The organism is Pseudomonas sp. GD03858 (assembly GCF_029840925.1).
GTDB lineage: Bacteria > Pseudomonadota > Gammaproteobacteria > Pseudomonadales > Pseudomonadaceae > Aquipseudomonas.
In genome coordinates, this window is the sequence record NZ_JAOCDM010000109.1 from 1 (window position 1) to 19,903 (window position 19,903).

General features: G+C 67.3%; 15 protein-coding genes and 1 pseudogene. 2 read left to right on the plus strand and 14 right to left on the minus strand.

Annotation, left to right across the window (positions count from 1 at the left end; translation table 11 throughout):
* The 4 genes from N5D48_RS21600 to N5D48_RS21615 all read right to left on the minus strand — a co-directional run.
* Positions 1 to 1,288, minus strand: a 1,288-nt coding sequence (locus N5D48_RS21600; protein ID WP_279887844.1) for an MFS transporter, incomplete at its 3' end; no start/stop codon positions are given.
* A gap of 266 nt (positions 1,289 to 1,554) precedes the next feature.
* Positions 1,555 to 1,989 (minus strand): hypothetical protein, encoded by a 435-nt coding sequence (locus N5D48_RS21605; RefSeq protein ID WP_279887845.1) that lies wholly within the window; start codon positions 1,987 to 1,989, stop codon positions 1,555 to 1,557.
* 132 nt (positions 1,990 to 2,121) lie between these two features.
* The gene (locus N5D48_RS21610; RefSeq protein WP_279887846.1) at positions 2,122 to 2,904 is read right to left on the minus strand and encodes a DNA/RNA non-specific endonuclease; all 783 of its coding nucleotides are present in this window, start codon (positions 2,902 to 2,904) and stop codon (positions 2,122 to 2,124) included.
* 99 nt (positions 2,905 to 3,003) lie between these two features.
* A complete protein-coding gene (locus N5D48_RS21615) occupies positions 3,004 to 3,780 on the minus strand; it encodes a ParA family protein (protein ID WP_279887847.1) in 777 nt (258 codons plus the stop codon).
* Positions 3,781 to 3,925: 145 nt separating this feature from the next.
* On the opposite strand from N5D48_RS21615, the pseudogene N5D48_RS21620 reads away from it, so the two are divergent.
* Positions 3,926 to 4,048, plus strand: a pseudogene (locus tag N5D48_RS21620) (VOC family protein); the annotation flags it as partial.
* A gap of 420 nt (positions 4,049 to 4,468) precedes the next feature.
* Here N5D48_RS21620 and N5D48_RS21625 read toward each other — a convergent pair.
* From N5D48_RS21625 to N5D48_RS21670, 10 genes are all read right to left on the minus strand, one after another.
* Positions 4,469 to 6,070 carry a sensor domain-containing diguanylate cyclase gene (locus N5D48_RS21625; protein WP_279887848.1) on the minus strand — a complete coding sequence of 534 codons (1,602 nt, stop codon included), beginning with the start codon at positions 6,068 to 6,070 and terminating at the stop codon, positions 4,469 to 4,471.
* An 85-nt stretch (positions 6,071 to 6,155) separates the two neighbouring features.
* A complete protein-coding gene (locus tag N5D48_RS21630; RefSeq protein ID WP_279887849.1) occupies positions 6,156 to 6,635 on the minus strand; it encodes a hypothetical protein in 480 nt (159 codons plus the stop codon).
* An 88-nt stretch (positions 6,636 to 6,723) separates the two neighbouring features.
* On the minus strand, positions 6,724 to 7,593 hold the full coding sequence (locus tag N5D48_RS21635) for a zinc ABC transporter substrate-binding protein (RefSeq protein WP_279887850.1): 870 nt from the start codon (positions 7,591 to 7,593) through the stop codon (positions 6,724 to 6,726).
* Positions 7,590 to 8,489, minus strand: a complete 900-nt coding sequence (locus N5D48_RS21640; RefSeq protein ID WP_279887851.1) for a metal ABC transporter permease — start codon at positions 8,487 to 8,489, stop codon at positions 7,590 to 7,592. The genes N5D48_RS21635 and N5D48_RS21640 overlap by 4 nt, the downstream gene beginning before the upstream one ends.
* Entirely contained in the window at positions 8,489 to 9,235 is a 747-nt protein-coding gene (locus N5D48_RS21645; RefSeq protein WP_279887853.1) for a metal ABC transporter ATP-binding protein, read from the minus strand. The genes N5D48_RS21640 and N5D48_RS21645 overlap by 1 nt, the downstream gene beginning before the upstream one ends.
* Positions 9,232 to 10,140, minus strand: coding sequence for a zinc ABC transporter substrate-binding protein (locus N5D48_RS21650; protein WP_279887855.1), 909 nt, complete (start codon positions 10,138 to 10,140; stop codon positions 9,232 to 9,234). Before N5D48_RS21650 ends, N5D48_RS21645 begins: the two co-directional genes overlap by 4 nt.
* A gap of 10 nt (positions 10,141 to 10,150) precedes the next feature.
* Positions 10,151 to 10,720 carry a DUF6162 family protein gene (locus tag N5D48_RS21655; protein WP_279887856.1) on the minus strand — a complete coding sequence of 190 codons (570 nt, stop codon included), beginning with the start codon at positions 10,718 to 10,720 and terminating at the stop codon, positions 10,151 to 10,153.
* Positions 10,717 to 11,034, minus strand: a complete 318-nt coding sequence (locus N5D48_RS21660; RefSeq protein ID WP_279887858.1) for a hypothetical protein — start codon at positions 11,032 to 11,034, stop codon at positions 10,717 to 10,719. The genes N5D48_RS21655 and N5D48_RS21660 overlap by 4 nt, the downstream gene beginning before the upstream one ends.
* The gene (locus N5D48_RS21665; protein ID WP_279887860.1) at positions 11,031 to 11,570 is read right to left on the minus strand and encodes a thiamine pyrophosphate-binding protein; all 540 of its coding nucleotides are present in this window, start codon (positions 11,568 to 11,570) and stop codon (positions 11,031 to 11,033) included. The genes N5D48_RS21660 and N5D48_RS21665 overlap by 4 nt, the downstream gene beginning before the upstream one ends.
* On the minus strand, positions 11,567 to 12,766 hold the full coding sequence (locus N5D48_RS21670) for a PepSY domain-containing protein (protein ID WP_279887862.1): 1,200 nt from the start codon (positions 12,764 to 12,766) through the stop codon (positions 11,567 to 11,569). Before N5D48_RS21670 ends, N5D48_RS21665 begins: the two co-directional genes overlap by 4 nt.
* A gap of 235 nt (positions 12,767 to 13,001) precedes the next feature.
* Here N5D48_RS21670 and N5D48_RS21675 point away from each other — a divergent pair.
* The coding region (locus tag N5D48_RS21675; RefSeq protein ID WP_279887864.1) for a non-ribosomal peptide synthetase at positions 13,002 to 19,903 on the plus strand (6,902 nt) is incomplete at its 3' end.

Sequence of the window (19,903 nt, forward strand, 5' to 3'; positions counted from 1 at the left end):
CATGCAGCGAAACCTTCGAGGTTTCCGGCAATGCCAGCCCGCCGACCAGCGCCAGCAAGGCGATCACCACCAGGTAGAACGCCGGCGCCAGGCGGCTGCCGCTCTGCTCGATCAACCAGGTCGCCACCAGCGGCGCGGTGCCGCCGAACAGGGTATAGGCCACGTTGTAGGTGATCGCCGAGGCGGTATAGCGGCTGCGGGTAGGGAAGCATTCCGACAGCAGCGCGGCGGTGACCACGCCGCTGAGCAGCGCGCCGATCGCCAGCAGGATCACCCCCAGCAATGCCCCCGACAACGAGCCGGAACTGGCCAGCCAGTAGGCGGGAAACACCGCGATCATCACCCACAGGCAGGTGACGCCGATGGTCCGGCGCCGGCCAACCCGGTCGGAGAACGCACCGGCCAGAGGGCAGCCGGCGGCGGCGAACAGCAGCGCCACGGTCGATACCAGCAGCGCCTGGGCGCGGCTGAGCTGGCCGACCGTCTGCAGGTAGGTGGCGAAGTAGGTGGTGAACATGTAGAACGACAGCGCCGTCAGCGAAATGAACGCCCCCAGGTTGCGAATGGTCCGGCCATGGTGGCGCAGGGTGTCGCCAAGCGGTGAGTGAGCGTGGGCCTTGCCTTCGGCCACGGCCTGGCGGAACGCCGGGGTCTCCTCCATGCGCCAGCGCAGGTACAGGCCGACCAGGCCCAGGGGCGCCGCCACCAGAAACGGCACGCGCCAGCCCCAGGCGTTCATCGCCTCGGGGGAAAGGCTCGCTTCCAGGCCATAGGCGATGACCGCCGCGCAAGCGAAGGCGCTGAATGTCGAGACGGGCACGAAGCTGCCATAGAACGCGCGTCGCCCGCGGGGCGCGTGTTCCATCAGGTAGGCGCAGGCCCCGGCATATTCGCCGCCGGCGGAAAAGCCCTGCAGGCAGCGGGCGAGGGTCAGCAGCGTCGGCGCCAGCACGCCGATGCTGGCGTAGGTCGGCAGCAGGCCGATCAGCGTGGTGGAGCCGGCCATCAGCAGGATGGTCAGCGACAGGATGCGCTTGCGCCCGAGCCGGTCGCCCAGCGCGCCGAACACGATGCCGCCCAGCGGGCGCAGGGCGAACGCCACGGCGAACACGGCGAAGGTCTTGAGCAGGGCGACGCCGGGCGCTTCGCTGGCGAAGAACTGGCTGGCGATCAGCGTGGCGAGAAAACCGTAGACGGCGAAGTCGAACCACTCGACGAAGTTGCCGATGGCCGAGGCGGCGATCACCCGACGCAAGGTGGCGGGCGGGACCTCATGATCGATGGACATGAACGTGCTCTCCGATGGTCTTGGCAGCCTGGACGAATGCGGCGCGCTCGCGGGCGCCGTCGTTGTTGTCCAGCCAGTAGACAGGGGAGGCACGGCAGGTGCTTCTTCGTGGGCGACGTCGGGATACCTGATAGGGCCGCCGATCCGCCGCGAAGCAAACCTAATGGCGCCTGGCACCGGCGCAGCCGGTGCCAGGCGGGCAAGTCGCATCGGCGTACCGCCGCAAACAGCGAGCGCACGGTTGCAGTGGCCTGCACTACGGCCGGTCAGGCGTTATAGGGCAGCAGCACCAGTGGCGCCACCACCTCCACCTGGTCCCCCTCGAACAAGCCTTCGGGGACTGGCGGGTAGACCGTCAGCCAGCACTGGCGCTCGACCAGTTGCGCCATCTGGCGAAAGTCCGAGGCGACCAGATGCGGCGGCAGCAGCCGGGCGTGTCTGGGCGCGCTGCGGTGCACCTCGCAGGCGACCGGCCGGTTTTGCCTGTTCAGGGTGATCTTGAGCGTGACCACGCCAACCAGGTGATCCTGGTTGGCGGGCGAGATCCGGTTGATCAGCGAACTCTGCATGGCCGCGACAAAGGCCGCCATGGTGGGTGCGTCGACCGTTGGCGATGCCTTGGGCGCGCTGCTGCAAGCCATGAGCGTCGCCAGGCCGAACGCGGCGAGAGGGAGCAGGGTGAAGCGATGGAACTTCGACACGGAAACATCCTTGGCAGAAAGGCCTGGCGCGTTCATGCGCCGGCAGGGGAGAAAGGCAGATGCCCTGCTATTGGACGTGGCAGGGCACGGAATCTTCAGTTATCGGCGGGTTGTTGTCGACCGCTGCAGTCATCATTGACGATCGCACCCCGCCGGCACGGCCCAGGTATGTGCAGGACGTCGTTGCTTGAGCGCCTGCGGCACGGCGATCGGCATTTCCCCCGGCCCGAGCAGCCGTTCGATCTCCTGCACACTGCGCAGGTAAGGATCGAGGTCGCTGCCCAGCCCTGCCTGGTGCGGGATCCACCAGGCGATCACCTGCGCCTGGCCCTGGTCGTCCTCGGTCAGCAGTACTTTCCAGAACGCTTCGGGCGTGGCGATGCCATGGGACTGGGCGAAGTGGTCGTTGGCCAGGGCCTGGCCTTGATGGCCGAACACCACGCCACCGATCACCGTCACCGGATGCAGGTCGCGGTAGCACTCGGTCAGCAGTTCGGTCTGGTACCAGGTACGGCTGTTGTGCGAGGCCAGTTGCGGGACGATGTTGCTCATCAGGTTGGAGGCATCCATCGCGGCGCGATCGTCGTCGAAGTGATTGTTAGCGGCCAGGTGCCCGCGGTGGTAGCCCTTGGGTGACGAGTAGGCCTTGGCCGAGTGCTGGCCTTTGCAGCCCTCGGGCAGGTCGCGATCGATGCGGAAGTTGTCGATGCGCGCCAGGTGCCCCTCGTCCTTGCCCAGGGTGAAGGCGAAGCGATGCGGCTCGCCGCGCTGGCAGTCGTACCAGAGCTGGAAGCGGCCATGGTCGAGCAGGGTGAGCGGCGTGGGGCCGGATGTGGGGGCGGGCGCGGGTGGCGGCAGGCGAGGGGCGCAGGAGGTCAGGCTAAACAGGAACAGCAGGAACAGCAGGCGGCGCATGGCGCGTCTTCCTTGAACAAAGCGCGCGATATTAGCGCAGACGGCGTCCTGCCTGCAGAGGGCGCGTCTTGCCCGTGGCAATTGCGCGCCGGCCTGCGCTCAGGCCGCACGCTCCAGCGCATCCAGCAACTCGACGAACTCCAGTGCCAGCCGGTGGCGCGGTGCCAGATGCACCAGCGGCACCGCCATTTCATGCGATTCGCGCATCCGGATCGAGCTGCTCAGGTACACCGGCAGCACGGGCAGCCCTTCGCCGCGCAACTGATCGACCAGCGTCTGGTGCAGCGCCGTGCGCCCGGCGAACTGGTTGACCACCACGCCCTCGACCTGCAAAGCGGCGTTATGGTCCTGGCGCAGTTCCTCCACCTCGGCCATCACGTTGTGCAGGGCATGGCGCGAGAAGCTGTCGCAGTCGTAGGGGATCAGCAGGCGTTCGGCCGCCACCAGCGCGCTTACGGTGTAGAAGTTGAGCGCGGGCGGGGTATCGATGTAGATGCGCTCATAGTCCGCCGACAGCGCCACCAGCAGCTTGCGCAGCTTGTTGATCTTGAACTTGCTCTGCAGCTTGCCCTGCAGGTCGGCAAGGTCCGGGCTGGCGGTGACCAGGTGCAGGTTGGGGTAGCGGGTCTCGGTGATCGCCACCCGGTGCTTCTTGCCGGTGGCCGGATTGGGCGCGAGGGTCTGGCGGAAGAACTCGGCGATGCCCGATGGAATGGCCTCGGCGGTCAGGCCGGTCAGGTAATAGGTGGCGTTGGCCTGGGGGTCGAGGTCCACCAGCAAGGTTCTGTAACCCTCTGCGGCGCTGGCGGCGGCCAGGTTGCAGGCAATGCTGGATTTGCCGAAACCGCCTTTCTGGTTGAACACGACACGACGCATGGCAGATCATCCTTGAGGGAAAAATGTCAGATCGAGGTCAATCCTATGACCGCAAGATGACAGTATTAAGACAAGGCTTGTTACATATGCTGCGCTGGCGGAATTGTGCTGTCAGTGTGGTCCACAGACACGCAAGGAGGCACCCATGGGGTTGCGAGGCAAGGATCGGCAGATCGACAACATCGAGTTCAACGTGGCCGATATCGCCCGTAGCAAGGCGTTCTACGGCGCTGTTTTCGGCTGGCATTTCGTCGACTACGGGCCGACCTGAATCGGGATAGGAAAATAGGCCTGTCCCCAATGCCAGTCCCTGTTTTCAAACGCGTCAGGGCGGCCAGGTGCTTGGCGATGGTTTTGCAGCGTCTATCAGATCGAGCGCCGCCCGCGCGGCGCATCGCGACGCAAGGCCGCTCCTACATTTGTTGCAACGTGCCGAACATGTCAGGCCATGGTTGCCAGCCTTGGCGCATGTCTTGAGACAGGTGAGGCGCCAGTGGTGCCCACACTGAAACCGCGTCGTACCAACAAGGCGGACCCGGTAATGGCACAGGATTGATTGGCCCGAAACAGATGTAGGAGCGGCCTTGCGTCGCGATGCGCCGCGCGGGCGGCGCTCGATCTCACTGGCACTGCAACTTTCTCGACAAACGTTTCTTTATTCAGGTCGATCCATTCAAGCTTTCTTTCGCTAGTCATGCAGGGCTTCGCGGACAACCGCCGGAGCCAAGCACACTTGGTCGCGCCCCTGTTGCTTCGCTGCGTAAAGCGCGCTGTCCGCCCGCTGCAGCGTGGCGGCGGGGGCCTCCTGAAGCTTTGAGTGCCAGATGGCGACACCCAGCGAGATCGTCACTGTTCCCACTGGCGAGATGGCCGTGCCCCGCACCGAAAGGCGCAGGCGTTCGGCAACCGCATTGGCCACCTCCAGGCTGGCGCGGGGCAGAAGTATCAGGAATTCCTCTCCCCCCGTGCGGCACAGTAAATCACCTTCGCGACAGCAGCTGCGCATCAGATCGGCCAGGCGCTGCAGCACTTGATCGCCGATATCGTGCCCATGCGCATCATTGACATGCTTGAAATGATCGACGTCCAGCACGATGGCGGCAAAGTCCCGTCCTTCAGCCTCCAGCACCGCCAGCGTGGCCGCCAGCCCGCGGCGGTTGAGCAGCCCGGTCAACGGATCGGTCTGGGCATCCCGGTTGAGCCGGCCGATGCGCTCGTGCAGCAAGTTCAGGCCGAACAGCAGGGCACGCTTGAGCTCGGCGGCCTCGAAGTACCACGCCGGCACCCGGTGCAGGCGGTCGGCGGTGCCGGCGCGGTCCAGGCTGCGCGCCGCGGCGGCCAGGCGCCAGAGCGGGCGCACGATTATCAGTGCCAGCCACCACAGCAGCAGGCTGCCCAGCAGCGCCAGGGGCGCGGAGATCGCCACCACGCTGAGGATCAGCTGCCGCAGTGGCGCGACCGTTGCCGCCAAGGGCTGCTGGGCGACGATGCTCCAGCCGCTGCTGGGCACGCTGGCGAAACCGGCCAGCATCTCCACGCCCTGGCTGTTGACGAGCCGCCGTGTTCCGTCGCCCAGGCTGGCCAGTTCGTCGACCAGCGCGTTGCCGGTTACCTGCGTGCCCACCCGCGCGCCATCGGGGTGATAGAGCAGCCGACGGTTGCGATCGACCACATAGAGGTAGGAGCCATCCTGATGGAAGTGCTCGCCCAGCAGACTGTTGAGAATGTTGCGCTCACGCAAGTACAGGCTGCCGCCGACATAGCCGAGGTAACGGCCCTGGCCATCGAAGATCGGCTGCGACAGTACCACCACCAGGTTGTTGGCCGCCGACAGGAATGGCGTCGAGACCAGCGTGCGGCGCTCGCGCAACGCCTCCTGGGCGCCGGGGGATGTGGACGGCGTGCCGGTGAGATGGCGCAGGGGCTGCGGCGAGATGGCCCGCAGGATACCCTCGGCATCCACCAGGAAGGTGGAGTTGAATGCGCTGCTCTGCTCCAGCAGGCGTTCGGTCTCGGCCTGCAGGGCCGCCACGTCGTGCAGCTGCCGGCCTTGAACCGCGCTGCTGAAGGCCAGTTGCTGCAGGGCGTTGCCGAGGAAGGTCTCGGTAATGGCGGCCAGCTTGGTGGCATAGACGCGGTTGGCTTCCAGCGAATGATCGATCAGCGACTGGCGTTGCACCCGGTAGCTGGCGAAATAGCTGGTCAGCAGCATCACCACGGCGGTGAGCGCGCAGAGAACGAGTATGAGCGTGCGCAGGTCCAGGCGCAGTCCATGCTTGGCGTGTGGCAATCCTGATCTCGCTGGGCGAAGAAGAGGTGTCAACCTTACGCGTAAAGGCTATGTGCCACCAAGTGGAATCAATTGCGGGCGGCGTTCAGGGGGCCGCCTGTTGCAGGGTCTGCAGTTCGTCCTCGACCTGCTGCATGCGTTGCTCGGCCAGCGCCTGCGCCTTCGGGTCGCGGGCGCTTTCACGCATCAGCGCGGTGAGCTTTTCGCTCAGGCGCTTGCCTTCATCCGTCTCGCCGAGCGCCTTGGCCCGGGCCGGGTCGCGGGTGGCCTGGACGATGGTGTCGAACTCGGCGTCGGTGAAATGCGCTTCGCTGTAGAGCTTGAACAGGTCCTGGCGCTGGTCCTCGACGGTCAGGTGCTTGCGCAGCACCTCCTTGATCTTGTCCTGGGGAACCTGGGTGTGGGTCATGGCCAGCAGGCTGGCCATGCGCTCGATATTGTGATCGTAGGCTTCCTGCAGTGGCAGGTTGGCGAGGATCTGCTCCTCCCGGGTGGGCTTCTGATCGCAGGCGGCGAGAGCGCCGAGCAGCAGGAGGGGCAGCAGCAGTTTCGTCAGGCGGGGCATGGAGGAAGCCTTGGGGCAGGGTAAGGCTCGGGAGTTTACTGCAAGCGAAGGCACAACAGGAGCGGGCGGACCCGCTCCCTTGAGGGGCTCAGCTCTGCCCCAGTGCCTTGACCACCTGGGCGACGCTGGCCTTGAGTCCGGCCACGGTATCGTCCGGGTCGCTCTCGACCACCAGCAGTTTGGCCCCGGACGCGGCGATCACTTCGGCGACCTTGGCATCGGGCTGGCGATGGTGCAGCACCAGTGCCACGTCCTCGGCCTTGAGCGTTTCGCCCAGGGCCTTGAGGCTGGCGTCATCCCATTTGTCATCGGTCGGAAGAGGCTGCTCGACCACATCCAGGTTGAGCCCGCTGGCCAGGTAGCCCAGGCGTTCGGACAGGCTGACCACGCTCAGGTTGTCGACCTTGGCCAGCTGCGTCTGGCTGCTGGCGGTCAGCTCCAGCATCTGCCGCTTGAGGGCGGCCAGGTTGGCCTGGATCTTCGCCTTGTCGGTCGGCGACAGGCGCTCCAGGTCATTGGCCACGACGTCGGCCATGCGTCCCAGGTTGGTCGGGTTGAGCCAGGGGTAGGCGGCGAAGGCTTCGTCGCCCTTGACCGCGATACCGGGCAGCGCGCCGTCCACCGGGCGCGCGGCGTCGATCTCGACGATGCGGATGTTGCTGCGCCGGGCCATGGGGTAGAGCGGATCGTCGCGCCAGATCGAGCGCACGCCGATCACCGCGTCGGCCTTCGACGCCGCCTTGTGCAGGCTGGCGCCGCCGCGACCGGTGAAGTACGACGGCTGGCGGCTGGCCGGCAGGTTGGCCGGGGCGGCGCGCTGGAGCTGCACCGAGGTGCCTTCGAGCAAGGCGCTGGCCAGGCTGTGGGTCACCGGCAGGGTGGTCAGTACTTGGGTGGCGCTTGCCAGCAGGGGCAGGCCGCTCAGGGCCAGCGCCAGGGTCAGTTTCTTCAGGGTCATGCCGGGTTTCCTTGCAGGCGTGGAACGAGGGCGCGGGCCAGGGCGGCGAGGGCGAAGCAGATCCCGGCGACCAGGATGATCGCCGCGCCCGAGGGCACCGGCAGGTCGAAGACGATCGGCAGCAGGATGCCGAGCAGCGTGCTCAGGGTGGCGATCAGCACCGAGATGAAGAAGAAGCCCTTGAGCGACTGGCTGACCAGGCGCGCGGCCGCCGCCGGGATCACCAGCAGGGCGCCGACCAGGATCGCGCCGATCACCTTCACCGAGGCCACGGTGACCAGGGTCACCAGCACCACGAACAGGTAGTCGAGGGTTTTCACCGCCACCCCGCGCACCGCCGCCAGCTGCGGGTTGAAGCTGGCCAGGATGATGCGGTTGTACAGCGGCAGGGCCAGGGCCAGCACCAGCACCGCGACGATGCCCAGCACGACCAGATCCTGGGCGCTGACGGTGAGCACCGAGCCGAACAGCACGTTCTCGAGGATATGCACGTTGATCTTGCCGGCCAGCATCAGCAGCAGGCTCGCGCCCAGGGCCAGGGATACCGAGAGGAATACGCCGATCAGGGTGTCCGGGGACAGTCCGGTGCGGTTGCGCAGGAAGTTGAGCAGGATGCCGAACAGCAGGCAGTAACCGAACAGGCTGCCATACGGGCCGGTGTAGGGTTCGCCGAGCAGGATGCCGATGGCTACCCCGGTGAGCGCGGCGTGGCCGACCGCCTCGGAGAAGAAGGCGAAGCGCTTGACCACCACCAGCGTGCCCAGGCCGCCCAGCACCGGGCCGATCATCAGGCCCGCGAGCAGGGCGTTGACCACGAAACCGTAGGCCAGGGCCTCCGGCAGAAAGCCTGCGTTGGCCCATTGCTGGACCAGCTGGCGGAAGGATTCGAAACTCATCAGGCAAGGCTCTCGCTGCGCGGGTGGACGGAGAACAGCCCGAGCAGGCGCTCGGGGGTCAGGGCCTCGGCGGGCGGGGCGTCGAACAGCACCTGGCGGCTCAGCCCGGTGACCCGGTCGGCCAGGCGCAGCACCGCCTCGAGGTCGTGCTCGATCCACAGTACGGTGGTCCCGGCCTGGCGCCAGCCGTGCAACAGCTGCTCGAACACCTGGATACCGGCCTCGTCGAGGGCCGACATCGGCTCGTCGAGCACCAGCAGCTGCGGCTCGGGAATCAGCCCCTGAGCCAGCAGCACGCGCTGGCGCTCGCCGCCGGACAGCGCGCCCATGCGCCGCTTGCGCTTGTCGAGCATGCCCACCCGCGCCAGCGCGGCGTCGATGGCCGGGCGCACGCTGCGGGACAGGCCGAGGAACGCCGGGCGGCGCTGGCACATGGCGGCCATGAAGTCGTCCACGGTCATCGGCAGGCCACGGTCGAACTCCAGGGCCTGGGGCACGTAGCCGATCACTTCGCGCTCGCCCGGCCAGTGCAGGGTCAGTTGACCCTGATGCGGCATCTGCCCGAGCAGGGTCTTGATCAGCGAGCTCTTGCCGCCGCCGTTGGGGCCGACGATGGCATGCACGCTGCCGGGGGCGACACTGAAACGCACGTGTTCGAGAATGCGCGTGCGACCGAGGGTGAGGTCGATGCCGTCGAACTCGATGCGCGGCCCGCAGGCGGCGGTGAGGTTGGCGGCGGCGGTCACGCGCGGTTCTCCTGGATGGCCTGGACCACGGTATCGAGGTTGCGCTTCATTTCCACCTCGTATTTTTCCTTGGTGTACTCGCCGTAGGAGATATGGGTCAGCGGGTAGATGCGCACACCGGACTCACGGTGGATGGTGTCGACGTAGGCCGAGGGGAAGTCCATCTCCGAGAAGATCACCTTCACATCCAATGCCTTGAGCTGGTCGATGGTCTTCTTCAGTTGCGCCGGGCTCGGTTCGATGCCATGGGCCGGCTCCACCACCGCGGTGACTTCCAGGCCGAAGTCACGCACCAGGTAGTCGTAGGCGGCGTGGATGGTGGCCACGCGGAAGGTCGCGTCCGGCGCCTGGGTGACCTTGGCCAGCGCCTCGGCGCGCAGGGCGCGCAGACGCTTGGCGTAGGCGCGGGCGTTCGTCTGGTAGAGCTTGGCGTTGTCCGGGTCGAGCTTGCCCAGCTCGCGGGCGATGTTGTTAACCTGGGCGATGGTGGCGCTGATCGACAGGAAGGTGTGCGGATTGACCACCTTGCCGGCACCGCGCGCGGCGATGCCGGTGGCGGCCAGCAGCGGCACGTTGGCGTTGGACTCGATGGTCTTGATGTCGGGTTTTTCGCTGGCGGCGATCATGCGGTCGGCGAAGTCGTCGTGGCCGACGCCGTTGAGCACGATCACATCCAGCGTGCCGATGCGCTTGATGTCCTCGGCGCGCGGCTCGTAGGCGTGCGGGTTGAAGCCGGCCGGGATCAGCGGCACCACCTCGGCCTTGTCGCCGACGATGTTGCTCACGTAGCTGTAGTAGGGGTGCAAGGTGATGCCGATGCGCAGGGGCTTGCCGTCGGCGGCGAACGTCAGGGCGGGCAGGGTGCAGGCCAGAAGCAGCGCCAGGGCGCGGGCGAAGCGGAGCATGGGCGGATCCTTAATGACGGTGTTGGCGGGTGACCCCGGCGTCGTAGTGGGTGACGATCTGCTGCCAGCCGGCGGCGGCCAGGGTGGCGCTGTCCAGCGCATCCGGCGCCATGGCGGCGCTGTCGCGGCGCAGCCAGATATCGGTCTGGGCGTCGGCGGCGACCGGCACGATCACCAGGAAGCTGCCGGCCACCCGTGGGTCCTGGCTGCGCCCCAGGTAGGCCCCGTTCTCGAGCCGCGACCACTGGTGGCCGCCGCGACTCTGGCTGCTGGCATCGGCGACGAAGGGCGGCAGGCCCTCTTCGGCCAGGGCCTGTGCATCGGGCGCGGTGCCGCTCTCCTCGCGCAGGGCGCGGACCTCGTCGGCGGCCACCCACAGGTCGGTATGAATGCCTTGCTCGGCGGCGTTGAGGTCGCGCCGGGCGTCCAACTGGTGGGCGGCGATGCTCACCTCGTCCTGGCGCTCGCCGCGCAGGGCCACCACGCCGGCCGCCAGCGCCAGGATCAGCGCCGCGGCCAGCAGCACGTACAGGGTTTCATGCCCGGCGCCGGCCGGGCGCACCACCTGGGCGCGGCTCATGGCGCACCGATGTCGGCGTGGTCCACTTCCACCACATGGCCGGGGCCGGCATCGAACAGCACGTAGAACTCGCCATCCGGGCGCTTGAAGGTCAGGGTCGAATCGTCACCGAGCTTGCTGGCCACCAGCACCTGCTCGTCGTAGCCGATCACGTCCAGGGTCACGCCGGGGGCGCCGCTGCCGTCGGAGAAGCCACCCTTGCAGGTGATCTGCTCGCCGGTCTCGGTGCACTCGCACATCGGGTTGTGCGCCAGCGCCGGGGTGGCGGCCAGGGCCAAGAGGGGCAGGGCGAGCCTGCGCATCAGCTGTTTCATTTCTTGCCTCCTTGTTTCTCGAGCCAGGCCACGGTGGCCGGCGATGCCTTGGCCAGCGGGACCGAGGCCTGGTACATCTTGCCGTCCCAGCCTTCGATGGTGATCCAGATATCGGCGTCGGGGCGGGTGCGCGGGGGGATGGGCAGCGAAGTGCCCATGCGCGCCGGCGCGCCGAAGAAGATCGTGCCCGCCGCACGCAGGCTGCGTGGCTTGCCGATGCGCAGGTAGATGGCCTTGACGCCCTCGTTGCAGGTCGGACACAGGGCCGCGTTGAAGCTCTTGAAGTGACCGGCCGGGCCATCGGCGCGTGGCGGCTCGTCGAACAGTTCGGCCAGGTCCAGGCTCCAGCGCCCGACCTGGATGCCCTGGATGGGGGTGGCGCCCAGGCCGCTGTCGCCACGGAACAGGCTGGCGTCGGCGAAGTACTTGGGCATGAAGCCCAGGGGGATGAGGATCAGCAGGATATTCAGGTGGAAGCGCCATTTCAGCCACCACTGCTTCAGGCCGCCTTGCGGCATTGCATTCGCCTGGCTCATGGCTGGGCCTCCACGGGGGTGTCGTTGCTCGCCTGGCGCGCCCGTGCCGGGCGTTCGGCGCGCTTGATCGCGGCGGCGGTGGCCTGGGCGGTACGCTTGGTCCAGATCAGCAGGCCACTGAAGACCATCAGGGTCAGCACCAGGCCGAAGAAGAACCAGATCAGCTTGATTGCCAGGCCGCCGAAGTCACCGGTGTGCAGCGGACGCATGGATTCGGTGACGAACTCCAGGGCTGAACGGTCGCCGAGCAGGAACTGGCTGTCGACCGCGCGGGTGTACGGGTTGACCTCGGCGGTCTGGAACATCAGCGGATACCAGCCGCGCCCGCCCATGCTGTAGTGGCTGTAGGCGGTGGCCGGCAGCGAGATAAAGCTCACGTCGAGACCGGGGATCGTCGCGGTGGCGATACGCGCCGCCTCGTCCAGGTCGATGCGCGGTGCCGGGCTGCCATCAGCGGTCTGCGGCACCTGCTCGCGGGCGATCACCGGCACGATCGGCTCGCTGGAAATGGTCACGTGGTTGTCGCCGAGGATCGCCTGGATCAGGAACCAGGTGCCGGTGATCGAGATCACCGCGATGAACCAGATCGACCACACGCCCGCCAGGCGGTGCAGGTCGCCCCAGAAGATCCGCGCGCCATGGCCGGTGCGCACCGGCTTGAAGAAGCCGCGCCAGAACTTCTTGTACACCACCAGCCCGGTCACCAGCGAGGCGAGCATCGGCAGGCCCAGCAGCGACACCAGGTACCAGCCCCAGCTATAGCCGTTGGTGAACGGCACCAGCCACCAGCCGTGCAGGGCGCGGGTGAAGGCTTCGAAGTCGAAGTCCGGGCGCTGGCCCTGGATGGCGCCGGTGTAGGGGTTCACATAAAGCAGCGAGCTGGTGCCGTCGGGGCGGACCACCGAGGCCTGCAGGGCGAAGTGCGAGCCATCCGGCTGGCTGAGGAAGCGCACGGCCAGGTTCGGTTCGGCCTTGTGCATGTTTTCGAGCACCTGCTGGAAACTCAGGCGCTCGGCGTCGCCGTCGGGCTTGCTGGCGCGCACATCGGCGTTGGCCAGCCAGACGATTTCCTGGCTGACCACCGCGAGCATGCCGGTGAAGCAGACGATCAGGACGAAAAACCAGATCGGCAGGGCAAGCCAGCTGTGGACCAGGAACCACAGCTTGGAATTGGATTTTTTCGGTTGTCGGGCCATCAGTCGGTCTTCTGCTGGAAAAGTGCGGTCGAGTCTCGGCTCAACCTCGTAGGGCTGCACTTAATAGGACGAATGAGAATTAGAAACCTGCGGAGTCAAATGCAAGAAAATGTTTCAAGGGCGGTGGACGCAGGCGCGGCGGGCGCTGCACGGCCTTAATTTTTCGCACTTTGTATCCGTTTCGTAGGGATAGCCGGGCACTGCCCGTGGTAACCACTCGTACGGAAGCAACCTGATGAATGCCGAGAAGTCCCTGCAACTGGCCCGCCGTTTCATCGAACTGCCGCTGGAAAAGCGCCGTGTGTTCCTTGAAATGCTGGGCAGGGAAGGCATCGACTTTTCCCAGTTGCCGATCCCGGCCGCGGTGGCCGCGGACGATCGGGCGGTGCCTTCCTACGCGCAGCGGCGCATGTGGTTCCTGTGGCAGATGGACAACCAGAGCGGTGCCTACAACCTGCCGATGGCCGTGCGCCTGCGCGGCCCGGTGCAAATCGAGGCGCTGCGCGAAGCGTTCGCCGATCTGGTCGCGCGCCACGAAACCCTGCGCACGGTGTTTCACCGCCAGGCCGACGACAGCCTGGTTCAGGCGCCGTTGGCGCGCGAGATCGAGGTGGAGACCCTCGACCTGAGTGCGCTGCCCGAAGACGAACGCGAGGCGCGAGTGCGCGAAGAGGCGACGCTGCAGTCCGAGCATGCCTTCGACCTGGAGCATGGCCCGTTGCTGCGCGTACGCCTGGTGCGGCTGGCGGCTCAGGAGCATGTGCTGCTGCTGACGTTGCACCATATCGTGGCCGACGGCTGGTCGATGAGCGTGCTGATCGACGAGTTTTCTCGCTTCTACCTGGCGCGCAGCCAGGGGCGGCAGGCCGATCTGCCGGCGCTGCCGATCCAGTACAGCGACTATGCGCTGTGGCAGCGACGCTGGTTGGAGGCCGGCGAGCAGCAGCGCCAGCTGGACTATTGGCTGGCCCATCTGGGCCAGGAGCACCCACTGATCGAGCTGCCGGCGGATCGCCCGCGGCCGTTGCTGCCGACCTATGCCGGGCGGCGGGTCGAGCTGATTCTGGATGGCGAGCTGGCCGGGCAGCTCAAGGCCCTGGCGCGTCAGCACAACATGACTTTGTTCATGGTGTTGCTGGGAGCCTTCGCCATGCTGTTGCAGCGCTATACCGGGCAGGACGAGTTGCGTATCGGCGTGCCCATCGCCAATCGCAACCGCAACGAGACCGAAGGCCTGATCGGCTTCTTCGTCAATACCCAGGTGCTGCGCCTGGCCTTCGATGGCCAGGCCAGTGCCGCGCAGGTGCTGGACCAGGTGCGCCAGGCCGCACTGGGCGCCCAGGCCCATCAGGACCTGCCGTTCGAGCAGTTGGTCGAGGCCTTGCGCCTGGAGCGCAGTCTCAGCCATAACCCGCTGTTCCAGGTGATGTACAACCACCAGGCGGATGTCGCCGATATCACCACCCTGTCGCTCGACGGCGGGCTGAGCCTCGATGTGCTCGACTGGCAGAGCCGCAATACCCAGTTCGACCTGAGTCTGGACACCCATGAAAAGGCTGGCGTGCTGTACGCCACCTTCACCTACGCCACCGACCTGTTCGATGCGCCGCGTATCGAGCGCCTGGCCAGCCACTGGCAGGCGCTGCTCGGTGCCCTGGTCGAGGATGCCGGGCGCCGCGTCGGCGACTTGCCGCTGCTGGCCAGCGACGAGCGCCAGCGTTTGCTGGAGCAGTGGGGCAGCGCGCCGGCGGAGTACCCCAGCGAGCTGTGTGTCCACCAGCTGTTCGCCCAGTGCGCCGAGCGCACGCCGCAGGCGCCGGCATTGCTGTTCGAGGCGCGGCAGCTGAGCTACGGCGAGCTGGAGCAGCGCGCCAATCGGCTGGCCCGTCACCTGATCAGCCTTGGCGTAGGCCCTGAGGTGCTGGTGGGCGTGGCGCTGGAACGCGGCCTGGACATGGTGGTAGCGATCCTCGCCGTGCTCAAGGCCGGTGGTGGCTACGTGCCGCTGGACCCGCAATACCCCCGTGACCGCCTGTTGTGCATGATCGAGGACAGCGGCAGTCGCTTGCTGCTGAGCCAGGCCAGCCTGCGCGACGCCTTGGATGTGGCCGGTGTGCGCACGGTCTGTCTGGATCAGGACGATGCCTGGGGCGAGCAGGACGGTTCGCCCCTGGCCAATCGCAGCCACCCTGACAACCTCGCCTACGTGATGTTCACCTCGGGCTCCACCGGGCGGCCCAAAGGCGTGGGCATCAGCCATCGCGCCTTGAGCCGGCATGCCCATGTGTCGCTGGCCTTTTTCGGCCTGAGCAGTCGCGACCGGGTGTTGCAGTTCGCCACCTTCAACTTCGACGGCTTCGTCGAGCAGCTCTACCCCGCGTTGATCTGCGGTGCGTCGGTGGTGCTGCGCGGCAACACCATCTGGGACAGCGAGACCTTCTACCAGCAGCTGGTCAGCCAGCGCATCAGTGTGGTCGACCTGACCACCGCCTACTGGAACATGCTGGCCAAGGAGTTCGCCGCCATCGGCCCGCGCGACTACGCCGCCTTGCGCCAGGTGCACAGCGGCGGCGAAGCCATGCCGCCGGAGGGCTTGCTGGCCTGGCGCAAGGCCGGCCTGGGCCATGTGCGCCTGCTCAACACCTACGGCCCGACCGAGGCCACGGTGACCGCCACCACCCTGGACTGCGGCGACTATGTGCGTGGCGAGCGCGCCATCCCCCTGACCTTGCCCATTGGCCGGGCGCTGCCGGGCCGCCGCCTGTATGTGCTGGACCGCAACGGCGGCCTGGCGCCGACCGGCGTCACCGGCGAGCTGGTGATCGGCGGTGAACTGCTGGCGCGTGGCTACTTTGGCCGCCCAGGCCTTACCGCCGAGCGTTTCCTGCCCGATCCCAATGGCGCGCCGGGCGCGCGCCAATACCGCACGGGCGATCTGGCCCGCTTCAACGACGAAGGCATTCTCGACTACACCGGACGAATCGACCACCAGGTGAAGATCCGCGGTTTTCGCATCGAACTGGGCGAGATCGAGGCGCGCCTGCTGGAACACGACGGCGTGGGCGATGCCAGTGTCCAGGCGCTGCCGGGCGTCAGTGGGCTGCAGTTGGTGGGCTATGTGGTGCCCGCCGATAGCCGTCTGCTGGACGAGCCAGAGGCGGCGGCCCAGGGGCGCGAGGCCTGGCGCGAGGCGCTGCAGGCTTGCCTGCCCGAATACATGGTGCCGGCGCAGTGGGTGCTGTTGGCGAAGCTGCCGCTGAGCCCCAACGGCAAGCTCGATCGCAAGGCCTTGCCCGCGCCCGACGCGCAGCAGCGCCAGGTCGGCGCGGCGCCCCAGGGGCCGGTGGAGTGCAGCATCGCGGCGATCTGGCAGGCACTGCTGAATGTCGAGCAGGTTGGCCGCGACGACAACTTCTTCGAGCTGGGCGGCGACTCGATCGTCTCGATCCAGGTGGTCAGCCGTGCCCGCCAGGTGGGGCTGGGCCTGAGCCCGCGCGACCTGTTCCTGCACCAGACCGTGCGCAGCCTGGCCCAGGCGGCGCGCCAGAGCACCGCGCTGGCGATCGAGCAGGGGCCGCTCAGTGGCCCGCTGAGCCTGTTGCCGATCCAGCTGGATTTCCTGCGCCGCGAGGTGCCGGATGCCCATCACTGGAACCAGGCCGTGCTGCTCAAGAGCACTGCCACGCTGCAGGACGCGCCGCTGCGTGGCGCCTTGCAGGCCTTGTGGCGGCATCATGATGCCTTGCGTGCGCGGGTGCGCCGGGGCGACGCGGGCTGGGCCTGCGAAGTCGGTGGTGCCGAACAGGCCCCCGATGACCTGCTCTGGCAGGTGACGGTCAGCGATGTCCAGGAGCTGCCAGCCCTTTATACCCGCGCCCAGGCCAGCCTGGCGCTGGAACAAGGGCCTCTGCTGCGCGCGCTGTTGGCAACCTTGCCAGATGGCAGCCAACGCCTGCTGCTGGCCGTGCACCACCTGGTGGTCGACGGGGTGTCCTGGCGCATCCTGCTGGAAGACCTGCTCAGCGCCTACCAGCAGCTGTGCGACGGTCGCCAGCCGCAGCTGCCGCCCAAGACCAGCGCTTTCGGGGCCTGGAGCGCCAGGCTGGTCGAGCAGGCCGACAGCCCCCAGCGCCTGGCCGAACTGCCGTACTGGCAGGCGCAGTTGGCGGCGGTCAGCGACCTGCCATGCGAGCGCCCGCAGGGCAGCCTGGCCAGCCGTCACGCCCAGGTGCTGCGCAGCCGTTTCGATGCCCGCCTGACCCAGCAGTTGCTGCAGCAGGCCAATGCCGCCTACCGCACCGGTGTCAACGACCTGCTGCTGGCGGCGCTGGCGTGGGTGCTGCGCGACTGGAGCGCGCAGGCCGATTGCGTGGTGGCCCTCGAAGGGCATGGTCGCGAGAGCCTGTTCGATGACCTCGATCTGACCCGCACGGTCGGCTGGTTCACCAGCCAATACCCGCTGCGCCTGAGCGCGGCGGCGTCGCTGGGCGAGACCCTCAAGCAGGTCAAGGAGCAGGTGCGCGGCGTGCCCGGCAAAGGCCTGGGCTACGGCCTGCTGCGCCAGTTCGGCGACGGCGCGCTGCGGGCATTGCCCGAGCCGCGCATCACCTTCAACTACCTCGGCCAGTTCGACACCAGCTTCGATGAACACGCCTTGCTGCGCCCGGCGCTGGAGCCGGCCGGCGCCGAGCAGTCCGAGGACGCGCCGCTGGACAACTGGCTGAGTGTCGAGGGCCAGGTCTATGGCGGTGAGCTGGAGATGCGCTGGACCTTCAGCCAGGCGATGTTCGACAGTGTCACCATTGAGCGCCTGGCCGAGGCCTATGAACAGGCGCTGGGCGATCTGCTCGCCCATTGCTGCGACCCGCGGACCGCCGGGGTCACGCCGTCGGACTTCCCCCTGGCCAACCTCGACCAGGCCAGCCTCGATGGCCTGCCGCTGCCGGCCGCGCTGATCGAGGATATCTATCCGCTGGGGCCCATGCAGCAGGGCATGCTGTTCCACGCCTTGCACGCGCCCGGCCAGGGCACCTACATCAACCAGCTGGTGGTGGATATCGACGGGCTCGATGTGCCGCGCTTCCGGGCGGCCTGGCAGGCGCTGATCGATGCCCATCCGGTGCTGCGCAGTGGCTTCGTCTGGCAGCAGGCCGGCGTGGCCCCACTACAACTGGTGCAGCGCCAGGTGACGCTGGACTTTGTCGAGCATGACTGGCGCGGCAAGGGCACCACGCAGGCCCTGGACGCGTTCGCCAGCCAGGACCGGCATCGCGATTTCGACCTGCAGCGCCCTGGGCTGCTGCGCCTGGCGTTGATCCGCACCGGCGAGCAGCGCCACCGCTTGCTGTTCACCCACCACCACATCCTCATGGATGGCTGGAGCTGCGCGCAGCTGTTTGGCCAGGTGTTGCAGGCCTATGCCGGCGAGCCGCCGGTAGTGGTGGGGCGCTTCAGCGACTATGTGCAGTGGCTGGCCGAGCGTGATGGCGCGGCGACCGAGGCGTTCTGGCGCGCGCAGTTGGCGGCACTGGACGGCCCGACCCTGTTGCAGCCGCTGCTGGGCGCGTCGCTCGACGACAGCACGGCGCACCGTATTCACCACAGCACTTTGGATGCTGGCCTGTCGCAACGCCTGACACAGTTCGCCCGGCAGCAGAAGATCACCCTCAATACCCTGTTCCAGGGCGCTTGGGCGCTGCTGTTGCAACGCTACAGCGGCAGCGACAGCGTGGTCTTCGGCTGCACCGTGGCCGGCCGCCCCGCCGAGCTGGTGGGGATCGAGGAACAGTTGGGGCTGTTCATCAACACCTTGCCGCTGGTGGTCAGTGCTCGTCCGGAGCAACCACTCGGTGCCTGGCTGCAAGCCTTGCAAGCCCAGGGGCTGGCCTTGCGCGACCACGAACATACGCCGCTGTACGAGGTGCAGGGCTGGGCCGGACGCAGTGGCGAGGCGCTGTTCGACAATATCCTGGTATTCGAGAACTTCCCGGTGGCCCAGGCCTTGGCGGAGGGCGCGGTGCCGGGCCTGGTGTTCGGCGAAGTGGCGCAGCACGACCAGACCAGCTATCCGCTGACGCTTGGCGTGACCCTGGGCGAGCAGCTGCAACTGCACTACAACCATGCGCTGGATGCCTTCAGTTCGGCAGCCATCGCGCGTATCGACGGGCATCTGCTGCAACTGCTGGCGCAGATCTGCACGTCGGCCGAGCGCCTGTTGGGCGAGTTGACGATCGGCGATGCCCAGGAGCGGGCGTTGTTGATGGCGCTTAATGACACTGCCACCGACTACCCGCTGGACTGTTCGATCCAGCAGCTGATCGAAGCCCAGGTGGACCGCACGCCACAGGCCGAAGCCCTGGTGTTCGACGAGACCCGCCTGAGCTACGCCCAACTGGATGCGCGTGCCAACCAATTGGCCCGGCACCTGATGGCGCAGGGCGTTGGTCCGGACGTGCTGGTCGGTATCGCCGCCGAGCGCAGCCTCGAAATGGTGGTCGGCCTGCTGGCGATCCTCAAGGCCGGTGGCGCCTACGTGCCGCTTGACCCTGAGTACCCGGCGGAGCGTCTGAGCTACATGTTCGAGGACAGCGGCATCCAGTTGCTGCTGACCCAGAGCCATCTGCAACTGCCGTTGCCAGAGGGCCTGACGGTGCTGCACCTGGATACGCTGGCCCTGGGCGACCATGACGACAGCCGTCCGCTGGTAACCGTGAGCCCGGAGAACCTGGCCTACGTGATCTACACCTCGGGCTCGACCGGCAAGCCGAAAGGGGCGGGCAACCGCCACTCGGCCCTGGTCAACCGCCTGTGCTGGATGCAGCAGGCTTACGGGCTGGATGGCAGCGACACGGTGTTGCAGAAGACCCCGTTCAGCTTCGACGTCTCGGTGTGGGAGTTCTTCTGGCCGCTGATGACCGGCGCGCGTCTGGCCGTGGCCGGCCCGGGCGACCACCGCGACCCGTCGCGCCTGGTGGAGCTGATCAACCAGCACCAGGTCAGCACGCTGCACTTCGTGCCGTCGATGCTGCAGGTGTTCCTGCAGGACGAGCAGGTGGCCAGCTGCACCAGCCTCAAGCGCATCGTCTGCAGTGGCGAGGCGTTGCAGGTGGATGCCCAGCAGGGCGTGTTCGCCAAGCT